Consider the following 17,924-nt stretch of genomic DNA (forward strand, 5'->3'; position numbering starts at 1 on the left):
CGTTCGGACCAGGCGAAAGCCAAGGACGCGACCAAACTTGGCGAGGATGGCTTGCCGGTTCACAGCTTCCGTACGTTGCTCGACGACCTGGCGACGCTTGCGTACAACGTCTGTCACACCCCACTCAACCTGGATGCCAGGCTCGTCATGACGACGCGACCCACACCCGTTCAGGAAAAGGCCTTCCGCCTGCTCAACGTCAGCCCTGTCGCCTGTACCCAGTAATCGCTTCGCTCGCGCGCACATAACCGCGATAAATCAAAGAATTACGCGCGTCGGCGCTCAAAGCTCGGCCTAGCGTTTCCGCGACCGGACTAAACACATCGGCTCCTTCCTGGATCACCGGCTGCAATGCCTGATCTCGTGTCACAAACCTGATGCTCTCGGTCGGCAAATCGGACGCGAAACCTGGGCTGTGCGTGGTCAATAAAATCTGACAGCTGGGTTCGGACGATAGCGTCTTGAATGACTCGATCAGTATGCGTTGATTGTTCGGATGCTGGGCTGTTTCAGGTTCTTCGATCGCGTAAATGATGCTGCGGCTAGTGCCGGCCTTCAGCCGCCGCTCTGCTTCCGCTTTGAAAAAACTGACCAGGACAAGACGGCGTACGCCGCTCCCCCGCTTGTTCAGCGGAATGCCATCATCGGTGTCCATGCTGATTGAAAATAGGCCGATCCACTTAGCCGCTGCGGGCGGCGTAAATTGCGGCGTCAACTCTTTGGCAAGGTTCGGGTCGATCGTCTTCAACGCATCATGGTTGCTCTTTGCAATCAGCTCCGCTTTTTCGCGCACTTTGCAATCAGCTCCGCTTTTTCGCGCACTTTCTCCTGAATGCGGTTGATGTCTTCCTGCACTTCCGCAATGGCAGCGGCAACCGCGGCCTTCATCGGATTTTGCACTTCGCCATCGGAATCACGGCTGCTGCGATCACTCTGGAACAGCGCGTACATCGGCAGATAGTTCTCCAACTGATCCCAGATGCGCTTGCTATCTTCCTTGGGTTTGGTGACCGGCAAGGCAACCTCTTTGAGGCTAAGCTCCCCAGCCGCCGCCCAGAGAGCCTGCCGCATTCCGGGGTTGCCCTTAAGCGCTGCATCGAGCTTCCGGTCCTTGATAAGCTTCTGAAGATCTTTCTCCTTCAGATCGAGCAGATCGGCCACACCCTCGGCCGTAGGATGGCTTGCCAGAATAAAGACTTCACTGGTTGGCGTCTTCTTGCTGCAATCAAAGACCTTCCGAATTTTTAGCGTCCCTTTTGCGGAAAGCAGGTATTCACTCGCGAGCGTGGTCTCCGCGCCGGCATCCAGACTCAGCGTGGCGGGAAGATCTGAAAACTCACACGTGATGGACACAGACTGGTCGTCGCTATAGATATTCGCGTCGCCCTGTTCGATCTTCACCGTCTCGTTGTTGAAAAAGATTTCGAGTGCCTCGAGAATCGAAGACTTCCCGATATCATTTTTGCCGACAAAGGTGGTCAGATTGGACATCGGCACGATGACATCTTCCCGATAGCAACGGAAGTTTTTGATTGAAACAGATTCGAGAGCTGTATGACCGGTGAGGCCTCTGTTTCGGCGACACGTGCGCGATTGACTTCTGTGCTCAGCCGACCGCCGTAGAAGGCTTTCGAGACGATCTCCGCTATGGCCGGATCCATTCGTCGCTGCTCGGTAAGCGTCGCCGCGATCGGACGATGCGTGGGATTGGCGTGCCTGCGCCGCTCGTCGTCCTCAACGAAGGTGCGGAACGGCTCAAGTAGACGCAATGCCATATCTGTCGAGGCCTTCAGTCCGGCTGGATCGGAGGCGATCAGTTCCAGTCCATCGAGTTCACCATCACGCAGTAGTGCGCCCACATATTGGTCGGCAATCGCCAACGCTTCGCTCACTAGGCTCTGGTCACTGAGAATTCGCACAAGCCGGTCAGCCTCGAATGGCGGCAACTGATGGTGATCCCCGATCAGGAGCCGGCGGCCCGATAGCATAAGTGGACCGATCAATTCGGGCCCCGTCGCCTTGGCAGCCTCCTCGACGATGACCCAATCGAATTGCTCTCGCGCCTCGACAAGGCTTTCAATATCGGAAGAGTTGGCCGTTGAGATCACAATGTTCGCTGCGTCCAGCACAAGATGCGACACCGCGCCCAAGCCGGATCGTTGCTCTTTGTTCACGGAGTCTTTCGCTTGTTCGAGGCCGCTCGCAGCAGCCTTTAACTCTGCAATGCGGGCGCGTATCGGTTCTGGCGCTGTGCGAGCGAGAGCGCTTTCAGACAGACGCTCCAGATAGTCGAGTCCAGCTCGATGAACTTCTTCGTTGCTGGCGACTCTCCGCTCGGACGTTGTCGACCGGACAACGAGAACGTCATCTAGTCCTGCTTTCTTAAGGGTCTCCCTGATCTTGTCCTGCAGGTTGTCGAGGGCGTCGTGGCCTTGGGCGCTAATCAGCATCCGGGTCGAGCGATCTGCGGCAAAACGACGTCTAACCACCTCGGTCGCAAGTTTAGTCTTTCCGACCCCGGGCGGTCCCACCACGAAAAACGACGGTAGAGTAGACCAAAGGCCCACAAGGGCGTCCTGCTTTGGTGGATCCAGATCAAGGAACGCTTCATCCATGCGCGCATCTTCGCTGAAGTCTTCTCGGCTTGAGCGTCGAACTCGCCATGGGTCAGCCAGCATTTCAACTAGGTCGACGCGCGTATTCAACGCTTTGATATTGCGCAAGCGCCGGGCGATCACTTGCTCTGTGCCGGTGTCACGCTCGGTACGCAGAAAAAATGGTCCTTCATCGCGAAGGTCCTCGTCGATTTCGAACCGGTAAGCACGTCGGCCGCGATGATCAACGACATCGACAAAGCTCGCCACGACGTCGCTGGTTCGTGTGGATCCCAGTCCGGCCGCCCGGCAAAGTTGCCACTTCGCTTCGGCATCGCGATGCTCTTCTTCGAAGAGGCGCTTAAGAGCAGATGCGCTTTCTGATAATCCGACTTTTTTGGCAACACGGTCCCGTTCGTTGTCGGGTTCGGCTCGAATGGTCACCGATCGGCGACCATTATGTAGGTCGGTATCCAAGATTTCGACCGGGTAGACCTCTAGGGCCTTGACCACCGCTTCGACCGTTTGCACGAGCAGGAGCGCATCACGGATCGTGTCGGCCTCACTCGGTTCCGCTGTATCCCGGACGGGACTCGCGAATGTGCTCCAATCGAGTGCGTCTGCCCCAAAACGACCTCGTGCTTCGCGCGCCTCGCGGACATTTCCCGCGATCATCAAGGGCTGAAGCAAGCTATGTTCTTCGTTGTCGCCCAGGCCGAAAGTCTCTTTCTTGAGTTCGACCTTCTGGCAGATAGCGATGTCCCACACGGCCGATCCTTCGTCCCGAAAGGCAGAGAGCCTGTAGACCATCGTGGCGGTTACAAGTTTGAGTGAACTCGTCGCGGGATCAAAGGATCGAGGGACCAGAAGAGTTGCTCCGCCATCCAGGTCGGCTCGCACCCAATCTAGCTGGCGACGATATTCATCAATCGGAATTTCGCCGTCAGTTGCTTCATAGACTACCTCGCCGAGCTTTGAATGCCGGGCAAAATTCAGGATGAATGTGCCAGCGCGTGCGGACGCGGAATGAGCAACGCTTGCGATCAGATCGTCAATCGCGCTCCCAATCGAGTCTGCGTCGATCTGATCCATTCTTGCTGGCGTAACCAGCCGCTTTAACAAGATGCGTTCGGAGACATTAGGACAATGGCCGGATCGTTGCGGCCTGCGGGATAGACATCGCCTGACGCTTTTACTATGGAATCGAGGCAGTCCGCGATCATTAGGCCGATTGCATGCCAATCTTGCGCGAAGGAGTAGCTTTCGTTCCTGTGGGCAGCGGCAGTCAATCCAAGTTTTGCACGCGACCGGTCAGGAAGCTCGGTGCTCAGCCACAAACTCCATTCGAAGCCTCCGAGCTGGAAGTCCGGTTCGTCGGCGCCCTCAGTCATGACCACGTCTGTCCCGACGTGTCCATGTACCAGACCTTGGGCGTGAACGATGCCGAGTGCGGTGACAACTCGTTTGATGTTCTTCCAGATTAGGATTCGGGGCCGGGAGGCGCCAAGATTGCGCAGCCAGTGCTGGCGCGAAACCCTCTTGAGTTTTTCCGTCAGCGGATGCCCGACCCGCTCCAATAGCACGCCGAAATCCTGCTCGTCCTCGACGAATTCCAGGATATCGACAATTACGTCTCGAGCCCCTGCATAGGACATAACCCGCTGGACCTGGCGCATCTCGTGCAGCCAGAGCTGACGAAGATCGTCATCGAGCTGCGTGCCGGTTTTGCGCCAGAGCTTAAGACTGCGCTCTGCGCCTGAGTCCGTCTCCTCGACCTCGAAGATCGCCGGTCGAAGTGCGGCTCGACTGCCTGGCGCCACGGCGTCACCGACAAAGTCAAATCGATCATCAAGGGAGGCTTTTTTGCGTCTAGCAGTTTTTGCACTTGGCATTCTTATCCCCGATAACCCTGTACAGGGCGATGGTTTGTCTGACTTTATCCGATCGCTGGAGCTTTGAGGGGTTTGTGTCGTCGCGGGTATGGGTCAGGTGTCTCGGTTGATATGCATCCGAGGCCGTTGGCCGGTCGGGCACGGCAACGACAGAAAATTCTTGCGCGGTGAAAAGGTAGCTGCGTATAATTGCGTTCTTCGCTGCTGTGACTCCCGAGACAGGTTGCACGAGGTTGTTTCAGAGCGAGATGTTGCTGGAAAGCGTCAAATCGTAGATCATGTACCCCAAGTCGTACCCGATGGGGTTTGTGATTCACGAGACCCTTTGGTGGCAAAGGTCTGCAGGGAGTTTTTCGATCCCGCTCACCGAAATGAAGCTTTTTAAAGCGCCAGAGCATCGGAAAAAAAGCTTCACAAGAATCACAAAGCTGTTTATAATGTCGTTCTTCGCTGCTGACTGACAAGAAACTGATTAATAAGCTTAAAGTAGTATCAAGCGATTAAGAAAGTATTAATCGAAGTTAATCAGAATCAAGTTGGAGATTAAGCGAAAAGAGTAAAGACATTAACTGAAAAGTTTATGTCCCCATCGTCTAGAGGCCTAGGACATCACCCTTTCACGGTGAGTACAGGGGTTCGAATCCCCTTGGGGACGCCAAAACATCGGCGGCTGCCAGAAGCGCTGCAAGTTTGATGAGCCAACCAACCTCACGAACTGATGGAAAGAAGTGGAGCGGTAGTTCAGTTGGTTAGAATACCGGCCTGTCACGCCGGGGGTCGCGGGTTCGAGTCCCGTCCGCTCCGCCAACAAGTTGTAAAAGAAAATCCAGCTTAAGCTGGATTTTTTTCGTCCCCGTTTTTCCTCTCGTTTTACGTCCGCCTCGTTTCTTCGTACTCTTTCCCGCCATTCCGCCTTCGGTTCCTCCGGCTATTCTTCGTACACCGTCCCCGTTGCACCTTGTTGAACGTGTGGCGTGCGTGACATCGAATTTGCGCGCCCGTAAAACTCTCCATTGCCAGCGCGCACCGGCTGACTTAGTGTTGATGACTTGATTCAGTGCTTTCATCGCGCCATGCTCGATCCCACCGAAGCTCTCTCGCCGTTTCAGTTGCGCCTGGCGTCGATGGACGATTTTTCGTTCGCCGAGGCGCTCACGCGCAACAACATGAACGGCTACTATCGCCGCCACAATCTCGTGTGGCGCAGCGACCTTTTCCTCGGTAGCTGGCGCGAGTCGGAAAACTTCGTGCTCGAGTGCGACGGCCATGCGATTGGCGTCATGCGCGTGACGGAAGAAGACCAGTCGCTGCACATCCGCGACGTACAAGTGGTGGAAGGGTGGCGCAGGACGGGCGCGGGAACATTTCTCCTCGATACCGCGCACCGCTGGGCACGCGCACGCGGATTAAAAGAAACGCAGTTGCGCGTATTCGTCGATAACCCTGCTGCCCGGCTGTATATCCGCATGGGTTATAAAACCGCGGGTTCGCGGCTCGCGCAATTTGGTGCGATCCGCCATATGGTGCGCGGCGTTTAGCATTTCAGCGTTCGTCAGACCCACCGTTTTGACTGTCGTCTCGCGGCTCGCCGTCGCGGACAAAAAATGCCCGCGGACTTTCGCCGAATGCACGTCTGAACATCGCGGAAAAAGCGCTTTGGCTTTGATAGCCGAGCAGCAACGCAACTTGCGCAAGCGGACGGCCCTGGCTCAGTAACGGAATCGCCCGCGCCAGCACGGCTTGCTGACGCCATTGCGAAAAACTCACACCGAGTTCACGCCGGAATAAACGCGCGATCGTGCGCGTGCTTGCGCCTGCGAGCGTCGCCCAATGCTCGAGTGAATCGGCGGAAGCAGGATCGGCGAGGACGGCTTCGCATAATGCGAGCAGGCGTTTGTCGGTGGGCATCGGAATGGAAAGGGGCAGCGGGCGTGAGCGCGTGATTTCGTCGAGTGCGAGCGTGCCGAGCAGGCGTTCACGCTCGCTCGAAATCGTACGATCATCCAGAGCAACGGCCACCTCGCGCAGCAGCGGCGACACTTCCACGACGCGGCACGCATCCAGTCCCGGCGGCACCACGCTTGCATCGATGTACAACGTCCGCAGAAACGCGTCTTCCACGATAACGACTTCATGTGTCACGTTCGGCGGCACCCAGATTGCCCGCGACGGCGGCACCATCCACGTTGACCCTTCCGCTGCGATGCGCAGCACGCCGCGCGTCGTGCATGCGACTTGTGCCCACGCGTGCGTGTGCCGCGCAATCCGGACGCCGGCCGGCACGGGCCGCGAGCGAACCCGAATGGGATGCGCGAGCGTTGGCGACGACTCGGCCGGAATGTCGAGATGCTCGACTTCTTCGGGTTGGGGTTGTTGCAGTGGTTGCAGCGGATGATCAATGGGCGTGAACATGGTTTTTTAAGCGCTCCTCCACCGTGATATTAAATGCATCCGGGCGGCCGGGCTTTGAAGTGGGCGGACGGACGGTTTCTCTCGGCCGAGGCATCACGACATATCGACTGTCTTATGCACTTGGCATAATGCGCGTTGAATCTCACGGAAGGAATGAAGGCATGCAACACGTATTCGTCTACGGCACGCTGCGGGCGGGCGAGAGCAACGACATTCGCCTCGCAGCCGAGCGTAACGGGATCGCGGCGCCCGTACTAATTGGTTCGGGTCATATCAATGGCCGGCTGTACGATTTCGATGCCTATCCAGGCCTCGTGCTCGATCCTGCGGCGGGGCCGGTACATGGCGATATTTATCGAATCGATGAAACGCTTGTGCCCGTGCTCGATGAAATCGAAGAGATCGTGCCGGGTGTGATCGGTTTATACCGCAGCGAGCGCTTGCACGTGACCGTTCACGTGGATGGGCGCGCGCAGGAAATCGATTGCCTGGTTTATCCGGTCAGCGAGGAGGCGGTGGAAGGTTTGCCGCGTATCGATAACGGCGATTGGGTCGCTTATCGAAAATCAAGGTCGTAACTGGTTCATCTCCAATATAAAAGCCGCCCTGAGTTTCCAGAGCGGCTTTGTTTTGCAGAAGAGAAGACCTGCGTTAAGGCTTAAATCTCTTCATAAAGCGGCAACGTCAAAAACTCGGCGAACGTATCCGATGTCGACATCGCTTCGAAGATCGTCGCTGCCCGATCATATGGCGCCGTGTCGCCGGAGACGACCGCCTTCACCTTCACCAATTCTTCCTGCGTGAACGCGCGGACCATTTCAGCGGTCACCTTGCGGCCATCGTCGAGCTTGCCTTTCGGTGAGCGAATCCATTGCCACACTTGCGAGCGCGAAATTTCCGCCGTTGCCGCGTCTTCCATCAGGTTGTGGATCGGCACGCAACCATTGCCCGCAAGCCACGAACCAAGATAGTGGATGCCCACGTTGATATTGCCGCGCACGCCGCCTTCGGTAATGGGATCTTCAGGACGGAAATCGAGCAGATCGGTTGCTGTCACTTGCACGTCGTCGCGTTGCTTCGCGATCTGGTTTGGTTTGTCGCCGAGCACTTTCACGAACTCTTCCATCGCGATTGGCACGAGGCCCGGATGTGCGACCCAACCGCCGTCGTAACCGTCACTCGCATCGCGCGCCTTGTCCGAGCGCACGCCGCCCATGGCCTTGTCGTTGGCTTCGGCGTCGCCCTTGATCGGAATCAACGCGCTCATGCCGCCAATCGCCGGAGCTTGTCGACGGTGACATGTCTTCAATAATTGCAGTGCATAAGCGCGCATGAACGGCACGGTCATCGTGATCTTCGAGCGATCGGCGAGGCAGAAATCGGCGTCGTTCTTGAACTTCTTGATTGCGGAAAAGATGTAGTCCCAACGGCCGGCGTTAAGCCCCGACGAATGCTCGCGCAACTCGTACAGGATCTCGTCCATTTCGAACGCGGCCAAGATGGTTTCGATAAGAACCGTCGCCCGAATCGATCCGCGCGGTACGCCCACCATCTCCTGCGCCGCGACGAAAATCTCGTTCCACAAACGCGCTTCGAGATGGCTTTCCAGCTTCGGCAGATAGAAGTACGGACCGGCGCCGCGAGCCAGTTGCTCCTTCGCGTTGTGGAACAGGAACAGCGCGAAATCGAAGATGCCGCCGGACACACGCTGACCATCGACGGTCACGTGCTTTTCATCGAGATGCCAGCCGCGCGGACGAACGATCAGCGTCGCGGTTTTATCGTTGAGCTTGTATGACTTGCCCTTCTGTTCGAGCGAAATCGTGCCGCGTACCGCTTCCTTCAGGTTGATATGCCCGGTCAACTGGTTGTCCCAGTTCGGCGTGTTCGAATCCTCGAAGTCCGTCATGTACGAATCCGCGCCGGAGTTCAGCGCGTTGATGATCATCTTGCGTTCGACCGGCCCGGTGATCTCCACACGGCGGCGTTCGAGCGCCTTGGGCAAAGGTGCGATGGTCCAGCCGGCATCGCGGATGGATTGCGTTTCGCTCAGGAAATCCGGGCGTTCGCCTGCATCCAGCCGCTTCGTGCGTTCGGCGCGCGCCGCAAGCAAAGCCTGACGACGCGGCTCAAATGCGCGGTGAAGGGTTGCCACCAGCTCCAGCGCCTCGGGGGTCAGGATGGTCTCGTAGCCGGGTTTTATCTCGGCCGTGATGGTCATGCCCTGTGGCACGTGGGTGAGCGTGTTCGCCATGTTCTACATCTCCTTGGTCGGTCAGACGGTTTTGCGTGCTGGGTGAATCGGTGAAATCGATTAGTTGGTGGGACCGCGTGACATGCGCTTTGAAAGATCGAATGTCGTGGCGTGCTGATGCTGGGGGCAGCCTGCATCGATGAAAGCAAGCAGGTCAGTCATAGCGCGTCCCGCGCCGCGCGGCAGGACGCCGAGTTGTTCCGCGGGGAGCGCCATCCGGTTGAGCCAGAAGGTGGCGTAGCCAAACCACCTCGCGCCGGTCACGTCCCAGCCATTCGACGATACAAACACGATCTCCGATGCCGCCACGCCGATCGCTTGCGTTCCGAGCGCATAGGCAGCATAAGCGGGTTTGTAGGCCCGCACGGCGTCAACTGATAGGACGTGATCGAAGAGACCCGACATGCCGGCGCTTTTCACCGCGATGTCCAGCATCTGCGGATTACCGTTCGACAAGATCGCGAGTTTCAAATCCGGGCGTTTGCGTAGCGTTTTCAGTGCGGCAACCGTGTCGGGAAACGCCGCGAGGCAGGCGTATTCGTCCATCAGGCGCTTTTCCGCAGCCGGGGTGAGCGCAAGGTCGAGTTTCAGGCGCGCGGCGGCGTAGCGAAGCGCGTCGAGCGTGATTGCCCAGAACGGCTCGTAACGGGCGCCGGCGGGATCGGAAAGCGTGCGCAACTGCGTGTATTCGATCTGCTTTTGGCGCCACAACTGCGAAAGCGCATCGCCTTGGCCGGGGAATAACTGCTCGGCGGCCGCCACGACCGAATGCACGTCGAACAGCGTGCCGTAGGCATCGAAGATGACTGCACGAGGAGGCGAAATCGATGTCGGTGACATGGCGGGTGCTCCAATAGGTTAGGTCGTCGACTATTCTATTAGTGCGCCAGAACGACCGGAAGATGTATCCAGATCACTTGATCTTTGACTTTTTCGCGCCTAATCTGGGTGCCCAGTCATTCAAACACCGCACGTCTATGGACCGATTCAAGCAAATCGAAACGTTCGTGGCCGTCGTCGCGAAGGGAAGCCTTTCCGCTGCAGCACTGGCCGAGGACGTCGCGCCGGCTGTGATCGGCCGGCGGCTGGACGCGCTGGAAGAGCGGCTCGGCGTGAAACTGCTCGTGCGCACCACGCGTCGGCTGACGCTTACCTTCGAAGGATCGGCGTTTCTGGAGGATTGCCAGCGGGTGATTCACGACATGCAGAGCGCGGAGGCGAGCGTGTCGGCGGGCGGGGTGAAGGCGAGCGGACATCTGCGGGTGTCTGCGCCAGCGGGTTTCGGCAGGCGTCATGTTGCAGCGCTAGTGCCAGTTTTCACGTCGATGCATCCGGATGTATCGATCACGCTCGATCTCACGGACCGCATGGTCGACCTGGTCAATGAAGGTTTCGATTGCGCCGTGCGGCTTGGCGAGTTGCCGGATTCTTCGCTGGTGTCGTTGAAGCTGGGTGAGAACCGGCGGGTTTGCGTGGCGTCGCCTGAATATTTGCGGGTGCGCGGTGCGCCCGCCGATCTCGACGCGCTCGCGCAGCACAACTGCCTGCCGCTCGGGGCGAGCTCGAATCAGCAGCGCGGCTGGGTGTTCCAGAAAGACGGCAAGGTCGTGCAGATGCGCGTTTCCGGCACCATGGAATGCTCGGACGGCGCTGTGCTGCATGAGTGGTGTCTCGCCGGATATGGGCTGGCGTGGCGCTCATGGTGGGAAGTCGGCGATGACATCGCTCAAGGGCGGCTTGTCAGCGTGCTCGATGCTTTCGCCGCACCGCCTATCGGGATTCACGCCGTGTTTCCGCAGCGCCGGCATTTGCCGCTGAGAGTGCGCCTGTTTCTCGACCTGCTCAAACACACGTTCGGCGCGCCGGGGTATTGGGGCTGAATTGCCGGCCGCTTGGCCTGATTCAGTTACTACAATGAAAGTGCACGATGGCCACTGCCGAGGAGTCGACCATGTTCAAGCACATTCTGGTTCCGACGGACGGATCGGTCCTTTCGCAAAAAGCGATTGATGGCGCGATCGATCTCGCCCAGTCGGTGGGCGCGCGAATTACGGCCTACGCTTGCTTGCCGCTGTATCCGTATTCCCCTTTCGCCGATGTCGCCGTCGAGCCGCCCGGGGATTTTCATGAACGCGCCGAGCGTGAAGCACGGGAGCATCTTGGGGCTGTCGAAACGGCTGCTGCCGCTGTTGGTGTTTCCTGCAATTCGGTCACTAGCGTTGAATCCGCGCCTTATATCGGCATTATCGATATTGCGGAACGTGATGGCTGCGATGTGATTTTCATGGCATCACACGGAAGGAGGGGTTTGGGGAGTTTGCTGATTGGCAGCGAGACCCAACGGGTTTTGACTCACACCAAGATTCCGGTGATTGTTTATCGATGAAAGGGCTGCCATTGCTGGCTGATCAGCCTTGCGAGGTGCCGCGCGCCAGCCCCAAAAAAGCGAGCACTGCGCCGCTGGTTTCATTGGCCCGGCTGAACAGCAGCAGATCCGCCGACATGTCGGTCTCGGCAATCGGCCGATAGACCAGGTTCGGGATAGTGACCCGGTCAAGTGGCGCGGGTACCAGTGCCACTCCCAGTCCGGCCGCCGCCAGAGCGAGCACGCTCAACGTGCTGGAGACGCGATGGACTACGTTCGTCGCTTTAATAACGTGCTGTTGCAGCAGCGGAAACGCGTCGTCGCCAACCGCATACAGGATGAGCGTTTCCGTCGCCAGTGACTTGATGGAAACGCGCTTCTTTTTTGCAAGCGGATGGTCGGCCGTCATGGCTACCATAAACGGCCACGTGCCGATCTTTTCGGTGACAAGCCGGGGATAGGAAATGGAGTCGAGACTCGGGCTATATCCCACATCGAGATGGCCGGCAAGGATGGCTTCGCCCTGCAAATGCGGCGCCATTTCTATGATTTGCAACTGAGCTTCCGGATAGCCTCGATGAAAAACGCGCAAGTTGTCGGCCAGCTTGCCGGTCAGGACAGCGTTTCCCGCGAAGCCCACCTTGACGCTGCCGATTTCGCCTCTCAATGACCGTTGGACAACGCTCTTGGCGTGTTCCGCCTGAGCAAGCGTCCGACGCGCTTCGATCAGCAGGAGCGCGCCCGCTTCGGTCAATTCCACACGACGGCTGGTGCGCACGAACAGGGGGCCGCCCATGTCTTCTTCCAGCGCGCGAATTTGCATGCTCAAAGCAGGCTGCACGATATGTAGCCGCTGCGCCGCGCGGCCAAAATGCTTTTCTTCCGCGACGGCGACGAAATAGCGCAGGTGACGCAAGTCCATTCCAGCTCCGGTATCACTTAAACTGATCGATCAATCATATCAATCTATTTCACTTGATAGATGATCGGCGCGACACTCTTATCCATCAACTGGAAATCGAACAATGTCAGTTGAAATAAAAGGGAACTGAACATGAAAACGTATTGGGAAGACCGGCTTAGCATTGCGGACCTGATGACGGGCTGGATTCATCGCGATCTCGCGCAGTGGGATAGCTTGCGCGAACTGTTTCATCCCGACGGAACGATCGAGATAACGTGGTTCGAGGGTCTCTTCAGCGACTTTGTCGATGGCTCCATACGAATGGGCGCGTCCGACCTTCGCACCAAGCATTTCGTCGCAGGGCCGGTGGTGAGCTTTCAGGGCGATAAGGCCATTGTGGAAACCAACGCGATTATTGTCGGCGAGAATGTTCGGCTTGGCCTCGGCTGCAGCTCGCACAACCGTTTTTACGATCGTGTCGAAAAGCGCAACGGCGTATGGAAGATCGTGAAGCGTCAAAGCGTGTATGACATGGGCACATTCACTTTTCCGCGTGGCGTGGTCGACATCGATACTGAGCGCGTTGAACGATATCCGCGTGACTACGCACCGCTTGCTTATTTGCTTGAAGTAAGCGGCTTCCCGGTGCAAAAGACGTTTGCCACGAAAGGCAGCGAACTTGAGCGAACCATGAAGGAAGAAGGGCAGGCCTGGCTGCTTGGCTGACGGACTTGAAGTCTGCTACGCACACACCAGGTTGCGGAAATTAATTCAGGAGTTTTAATCAATGAAAAAATCAGGCGTGGTGCACACTGAAGATGCGGACATAGCGTACGACTGCGAAGGTCAGGGTCCCTTGTTGCTTTTGATCGTCGGCGGCAATGGCGACAGTCGCCGCTATGTCGCGCTATCGGCCCTGATGGCCGGCGCATACACCGTGGTCAGATACGACCGGCGCGCGAATTTCCGCAGTACCGGCGACACCACGGCCGATCTCGATCTGGCGCAACAAGCCCGAGATGCGGCGGCATTGACCCGCGCGATGGACGCGGGGCCGGCCTACGTGTTCGGCAATAGCGCCGGCGCGAATATCGCGATCAAACTCACTGAAGATCACCCGGAAGTGGTCAAGGCGCTGATTGCCCATGAACCGCCTATCGCCGGCATTCTGGCCGATGCCGTCGAGCACGCGGCTATCGCGAACGACATACACGAAACGTTCCTTACCCAAGGCGCCGGACCGGCGATGAAGAAATTCGCGAGTTCCATGGTCGGCGTGGATCGCGGGGCCGCCGCGCCCCCGGATCAGGGCGGAAACATGGACCGTTTCTTGGCCCATGAATTCTTGAGCATCAGCAGCTATGTTCCCGATCTCAACCGCATTCGCCTCAGCGGCGTGCCGGCGGCGACTGCCGTCGGGCGTGCAAGCGGCGACGCCTATTACGTACAAACGGCGCGGGCAATGGCCGAGAAGTTGGGCTGCGCTTGCGTAGAGATGTCCGGCAATCACGTCGCCTTTGCTGTCCATCCCGGCGTCTTTGCCGCGGAGCTGAGCGAGATTCTTGAGGGCTTCCGGGCGCAATCGGCGACGACCGCGGACTGATTCCCGCAGCGACTCTGCCAGCGCAAAAAGGGCATACGGCTTGTGGCCGTATGCCCTTCAAGTTCTCAAACCAGTCTCACCCTGAGCTGCAGCTTGAGTTGCGGCCTTTTAGGCGACTTTCTCCTCGAAGAACTGTTCATCTTCGGTAGAACCGTGCAACGCAGTCGTCGATGCGTCTTTTTCAACCGCTTGCGTCACGGCATCGAAGTAACCCGTTCCCACTTCACGCTGATGCTTCACTGCGGTGAAACCCTTCTCAGCCGCCGCGAACTCCGCTTCCTGCATCTCGACGAACGCGCTCATCTGATTGCGGGCATAGCCGTGCGCCAGGTTGAACATCGAATAATTTAGCGCATGGAAACCGGCCAGCGTGATGAACTGGAACTTGTAGCCCATCGCGCCGAGTTCTTTCTGGAATTTGGCGATGGTCGCATCGTCCAGGTTTTTCTTCCAGTTGAACGACGGCGAGCAGTTATATGAAAGCAGCTTGCCGGGGAATTCGCGATGAATCGCTTCAGCAAACTTCTTCGCGTACGCCAGATCAGGCTTGCCGGTTTCGCACCAGATCATGTCAGCATACGGCGCGTAGGCGAGGCCACGCGAAACAGCTTGTTCGAGGCCCGGCTTCGTGCGGAAGAAACCTTCCACGGTGCGCTCGCCGGTCAGGAACGGGCGATCGTTTTCATCGACATCGGATGTCACCAGATCCGCCGCTTCCGCATCGGTGCGGGCGAGCAGGATGGTTTTTGTACCGGAAACATCGGCCGCGAGACGCGCAGCCGTGAGTTTCGCGATGTTTTCACGCGTCGGCACCAGCACCTTGCCGCCCATGTGCCCACATTTTTTCACCGATGCCAATTGATCCTCGAAGTGCACGCCCGCCGCGCCTGCTTCGATCATCGCCTTCATCAGTTCGAATGCATTCAGCACGCCGCCGAAACCGGCTTCCGCGTCGGCCACGATCGGCTGGAAGAAGTCGAGATAGCCTTCATCGCCCGGATTTTTGCCTTCCGACCACTGGATCTGATCGGCGCGCGTCAGCGTGTTGTTGATGCGCTTGACCACCAGCGGCACCGAATTCGCCGGATACAGCGACTGGTCGGGATACATTTCACCCGCAACGTTCGCGTCGCCCGCCACTTGCCAACCAGACAAATAGATCGCCTTCAACCCGGCCTTGACCTGTTGCATGGCCTGGTTGCCGGTCAGCGCGCCGAGCGCATTGACGAACGGCTCTTCATGAATCGATGCCCACAGCTTCTCCGCGCCACGTTTCGCCAGCGTGTGTTCAACCGGCACCGAACCGCGCAGCCGCACGACGTCGTCGGCGGTATAGCTGCGCTTGATGCCCTTCCAGCGCGGATCCGTGTCCCATTGTTTCTGGAGTTCCTGAGCTTGTTGTTGGCGCGACATGGCGTTTCTCCTTTGATTACCTGACTAATAACTAATGGTGGGTCGTCTGGTTGAGCAGCCGGCAAGTCTTGGTGCTTCTGATTGCTCAACTCTTATATAAGAGTCTAGGGAAAGGAGAGGCGGGAGGCCAGCCACATATTGAAATTCAAGAATATAAATTATCGTTAATAATCAATTGTTTAAAATTTATATTCCACGATATAAAACAATCTTTCCCATACTGAGACGCTCGAACTTGTGCCATGCACCAACGATTTCGCGCCACAAGACCCCTTTCCGCATTGTGAAATTGAGGGCGTGGGCGAAAAAAAACCGACGCGCGAGGCATCGGTTCTTTTTTTGCTGGCGCACGCGAGAAGCGCGCGCTGCATTCTTTACGATTTAGCTGCCGCGACGCGGAGCGCGCGGGCCGTCGTTGCGACGTGCTGCATAACCGTCACGCGAACCGCCACCGAAGCCCGAGCCACCGTCACGCGATCCACCGCCGCTACGATAACCGTCACGCGAACCACCGTCGCGTGAATCGCGAGCACCGCCGGCGCTTGCCGGCTTGTTGCCCCAGCCGCCCGGCTTGGCCGAACCACCGTTGCCAGCACCGCCGCTTCCGAAACGACGACCTGCGCCGCCTGCACCAGCGCCCGGACGGCCACGGCCGCCAAAGCCAGGACGACCGCCGCCACCGCCGGCCGGAGCCGAACGACGCGGTTCGAAACCAGCAATTACGCTGACATTCAGCGGCAAGCGCACGAAACGCTCGATGCGCTTCAGCGCGCCTTGCTCAGCGTGATGCACGAGGCTGATTGCCGTGCCCGTACGGCCAGCACGGCCCGTACGGCCGATACGGTGAACGTAGTCTTCCGCGAACTTCGGCAGATCGTAGTTGAACACGTGCGTGATGCCGGGGATATCGATACCGCGAGCGGCCACATCGGTCGCGACCAGCACGCGCACCTTGCGCTCGCGCAGTGCACGAATCGTGCGGTTACGCGCGCCTTGCGGCAAATCGCCGTGCAGGGCAGCCGATTCAAAACCAGCGTCCGACAAACGGATAGCCAGTTGGTCAGCGTCGTTCTTGGTTGCCGTGAAAACGATAGCCTGATCGAGGCCAGCATCGCGCAACAGATGGTCGAGCAGACGATCCTTGTGATCGCGGTCATCGACGTAATGCACGGTTTGCGCAATGTTGTTCTGCGCTTCGAGCTTCTGAATGATCTCGATGCGTTCCGGGTTCTTCAACAGGCGGCCGGTCAGCGAGCTGATCTTGCCGTCGATGGTCGCCGAGAACAGCAGCGTCTGACGCGTGGCCGGCGTAGCGGCAACAATGGTTTCGATATCGTCGATGAAACCCATGTCCAGCATGCGGTCAGCTTCATCCAGCACGAGGATTTGCAGTTGCGACAGGTCAATACGGCCGCGTTCCAGGTGGTCGAGCAGACGACCCGGCGTAGCAACCAGGATTTCCGGGTTCTTCGCGAGCAGCATCAATTGCTGACCATACGCGACACCGCCGAGAATGCTGACCGTGCGCAACCGGCGCAGGTGCTTGCCGTACGTGGTCGCAGCAGCAGTAACCTGCATCGCGAGTTCGCGGGTCGGCGTCAGGACGAGCATGGTCGGACGAGCGACCGGCTGGGTACGGCGAGCCGGGCGGGCGTTCGGGTCATGCGGTTCACGCGGAGCCGAAGCCTTGGCTTTTTCGAGCTGTGAGAAACGTTCGATAGCCGGCAGCATGAATGCTGCGGTCTTGCCCGAACCGGTCGGGCTGGAAACCAGCAAGTCGCGGCCGGCGAGCGCTGCGGGAATCGCGCGCTGCTGAACCGGCGTCGGCACTTGATAGCCGGAAGCTGTCAGGGCAACAATGATCTCAGGCGACAGGCCGAGCGATTCGAAGCTCGGGCCGGTCTGCACAGCGATAGCAGCGGCGACGGGCGCAACTGAAGAAATAGGGGCGGGGATAGCAGGCGAAACAGATGCTGCCGGCGCGGCGGGTGCGTCTTCACCGAGCGCCAGTGCAGCGATGGAGTCCAGCGGGCTATGGGTGTTGCTCGAAGTCATGTCGATCCTTGAAACGGGGAATAAGGCGTGTGGCGCCAATCGGCATACCCAAGTCGTCAGATTCAGCGAGCAAAGAAGCAGCGAGCAAATCGAAAAACGGGGGCAGCTCGCAACAATAAAGGCGAGCTTTTCGTTAGAAGCTGTATCGGATTCGACAGGCCGAGGCGGCTTTGTCGTCAGCCTGATGCATGATCGGCCGAGAAAGGCCTAGCAGGGAGGGGACAGTTTCTAAACTGGATTGGAGCAAAACGCTACGAGGCGCCGCGCTGCGTGGGTTGAACAGCTAATGAATCGATAAAAAGCATCAATTCACCCGGTCACAGTGAAGCGCAGGCAAGAGTATAGCGGCAATTGTTGCGCTGCGCCAGATTTTAAGACAGTTTGATTCATCTTACAGTTTGTGGGCGGTGGGGAATTTCGCTTGGCGGTCAT

16 protein-coding genes, 2 tRNA genes and 1 pseudogene are annotated in these 17,924 nt (G+C 58.2%); 9 read left to right on the plus strand and 10 right to left on the minus strand.

Features of this window, described 5'->3' with window-relative positions:
- Positions 1–225: pseudogene (locus ACMX25_RS04330) on the plus strand (IS1634 family transposase); the annotation flags it as partial.
- Here ACMX25_RS04330 and ACMX25_RS04335 read toward each other — a convergent pair.
- Genes ACMX25_RS04335 through ACMX25_RS04350 form a run of 4 tightly spaced genes read right to left on the minus strand, consistent with a single transcriptional unit; the run spans position 200 to position 4,486 of the window.
- The gene (locus ACMX25_RS04335; RefSeq protein WP_414948315.1) at positions 200–793 is read right to left on the minus strand and encodes an ATP-binding protein; all 594 of its coding nucleotides are present in this window, start codon (positions 791–793) and stop codon (positions 200–202) included. The pseudogene ACMX25_RS04330 and the gene ACMX25_RS04335 overlap by 26 nt on opposite strands.
- Positions 772–1,491, minus strand: a complete 720-nt coding sequence (locus tag ACMX25_RS04340) for an AAA family ATPase (RefSeq protein ID WP_414948316.1) — start codon at positions 1,489–1,491, stop codon at positions 772–774. The genes ACMX25_RS04335 and ACMX25_RS04340 overlap by 22 nt, the downstream gene beginning before the upstream one ends.
- Positions 1,479–3,686 (minus strand): AAA domain-containing protein, encoded by a 2,208-nt coding sequence (locus ACMX25_RS04345; RefSeq protein ID WP_414948317.1) that lies wholly within the window; start codon positions 3,684–3,686, stop codon positions 1,479–1,481. Before ACMX25_RS04345 ends, ACMX25_RS04340 begins: the two co-directional genes overlap by 13 nt.
- 23 nt (positions 3,687–3,709) lie before the next feature.
- Positions 3,710–4,486 carry a hypothetical protein gene (locus ACMX25_RS04350; RefSeq protein ID WP_414948318.1) on the minus strand — a complete coding sequence of 259 codons (777 nt, stop codon included), beginning with the start codon at positions 4,484–4,486 and terminating at the stop codon, positions 3,710–3,712.
- A 582-nt stretch (positions 4,487–5,068) separates the two neighbouring features.
- Here ACMX25_RS04350 and ACMX25_RS04355 point away from each other — a divergent pair.
- From ACMX25_RS04355 to ACMX25_RS04365, 3 genes are all read left to right on the plus strand, one after another.
- Positions 5,069–5,144: transfer RNA gene (locus tag ACMX25_RS04355), tRNA-Glu, on the plus strand.
- Between the two features lie 72 nt (positions 5,145–5,216).
- Positions 5,217–5,293: transfer RNA gene (locus ACMX25_RS04360), tRNA-Asp, on the plus strand.
- A gap of 266 nt (positions 5,294–5,559) precedes the next feature.
- A complete protein-coding gene (locus tag ACMX25_RS04365) occupies positions 5,560–6,024 on the plus strand; it encodes a GNAT family N-acetyltransferase (RefSeq protein WP_414948319.1) in 465 nt (154 codons plus the stop codon).
- A 4-nt stretch (positions 6,025–6,028) separates the two neighbouring features.
- On the opposite strand, the gene ACMX25_RS04370 is transcribed toward ACMX25_RS04365, so the two are convergent.
- Positions 6,029–6,898 carry an AraC family transcriptional regulator gene (locus ACMX25_RS04370; protein ID WP_414948320.1) on the minus strand — a complete coding sequence of 290 codons (870 nt, stop codon included), beginning with the start codon at positions 6,896–6,898 and terminating at the stop codon, positions 6,029–6,031.
- Between the two features lie 161 nt (positions 6,899–7,059).
- On the opposite strand from ACMX25_RS04370, the gene ACMX25_RS04375 reads away from it, so the two are divergent.
- A complete protein-coding gene (locus tag ACMX25_RS04375) occupies positions 7,060–7,476 on the plus strand; it encodes a gamma-glutamylcyclotransferase family protein (protein WP_414948321.1) in 417 nt (138 codons plus the stop codon).
- A gap of 80 nt (positions 7,477–7,556) precedes the next feature.
- On the opposite strand, the gene aceB is transcribed toward ACMX25_RS04375, so the two are convergent.
- Complete coding sequence (gene aceB / locus ACMX25_RS04380) at positions 7,557–9,152, minus strand: malate synthase A (RefSeq protein WP_414948322.1); 1,596 nt, start codon at positions 9,150–9,152, stop codon at positions 7,557–7,559.
- A gap of 60 nt (positions 9,153–9,212) precedes the next feature.
- On the minus strand, positions 9,213–9,992 hold the full coding sequence (locus tag ACMX25_RS04385) for a haloacid dehalogenase type II (RefSeq protein WP_414948323.1): 780 nt from the start codon (positions 9,990–9,992) through the stop codon (positions 9,213–9,215).
- Between the two features lie 137 nt (positions 9,993–10,129).
- Here ACMX25_RS04385 and ACMX25_RS04390 point away from each other — a divergent pair, with 137 nt between their 5' ends.
- Both ACMX25_RS04390 and ACMX25_RS04395 read left to right on the plus strand, forming a co-directional pair.
- On the plus strand, positions 10,130–11,032 hold the full coding sequence (locus ACMX25_RS04390; RefSeq protein WP_414948324.1) for a LysR family transcriptional regulator: 903 nt from the start codon (positions 10,130–10,132) through the stop codon (positions 11,030–11,032).
- Positions 11,033–11,103: 71 nt separating this feature from the next.
- Positions 11,104–11,538, plus strand: a complete 435-nt coding sequence (locus ACMX25_RS04395) for a universal stress protein (RefSeq protein ID WP_414948325.1) — start codon at positions 11,104–11,106, stop codon at positions 11,536–11,538.
- 22 nt (positions 11,539–11,560) lie between these two features.
- On the opposite strand, the gene ACMX25_RS04400 is transcribed toward ACMX25_RS04395, so the two are convergent.
- The gene (locus tag ACMX25_RS04400; RefSeq protein WP_414948326.1) at positions 11,561–12,439 is read right to left on the minus strand and encodes a LysR substrate-binding domain-containing protein; all 879 of its coding nucleotides are present in this window, start codon (positions 12,437–12,439) and stop codon (positions 11,561–11,563) included.
- A 132-nt stretch (positions 12,440–12,571) separates the two neighbouring features.
- Here ACMX25_RS04400 and ACMX25_RS04405 point away from each other — a divergent pair, with 132 nt between their 5' ends.
- Together ACMX25_RS04405 and ACMX25_RS04410 are read left to right on the plus strand one after the other, a co-directional pair.
- A complete protein-coding gene (locus ACMX25_RS04405) occupies positions 12,572–13,147 on the plus strand; it encodes a nuclear transport factor 2 family protein (RefSeq protein WP_414948327.1) in 576 nt (191 codons plus the stop codon).
- 61 nt (positions 13,148–13,208) lie between these two features.
- Positions 13,209–14,024 (plus strand): alpha/beta fold hydrolase, encoded by an 816-nt coding sequence (locus ACMX25_RS04410; protein WP_414948328.1) that lies wholly within the window; start codon positions 13,209–13,211, stop codon positions 14,022–14,024.
- A gap of 108 nt (positions 14,025–14,132) precedes the next feature.
- Here the strand turns inward: ACMX25_RS04410 and aceA are convergent, their stop codons facing one another.
- Positions 14,133–15,437 (minus strand): isocitrate lyase, encoded by a 1,305-nt coding sequence (aceA, locus tag ACMX25_RS04415; protein WP_414948329.1) that lies wholly within the window; start codon positions 15,435–15,437, stop codon positions 14,133–14,135.
- A gap of 381 nt (positions 15,438–15,818) precedes the next feature.
- Positions 15,819–17,492, minus strand: coding sequence for a DEAD/DEAH box helicase (locus ACMX25_RS04420; protein WP_414948330.1), 1,674 nt, complete (start codon positions 17,490–17,492; stop codon positions 15,819–15,821).
- Between the last annotated feature and the right edge of the window lie 432 nt (positions 17,493–17,924).

The organism is Caballeronia eucalypticola, assembly GCF_047608185.1.
In the GTDB taxonomy this organism is placed as follows: domain Bacteria; phylum Pseudomonadota; class Gammaproteobacteria; order Burkholderiales; family Burkholderiaceae; genus Caballeronia.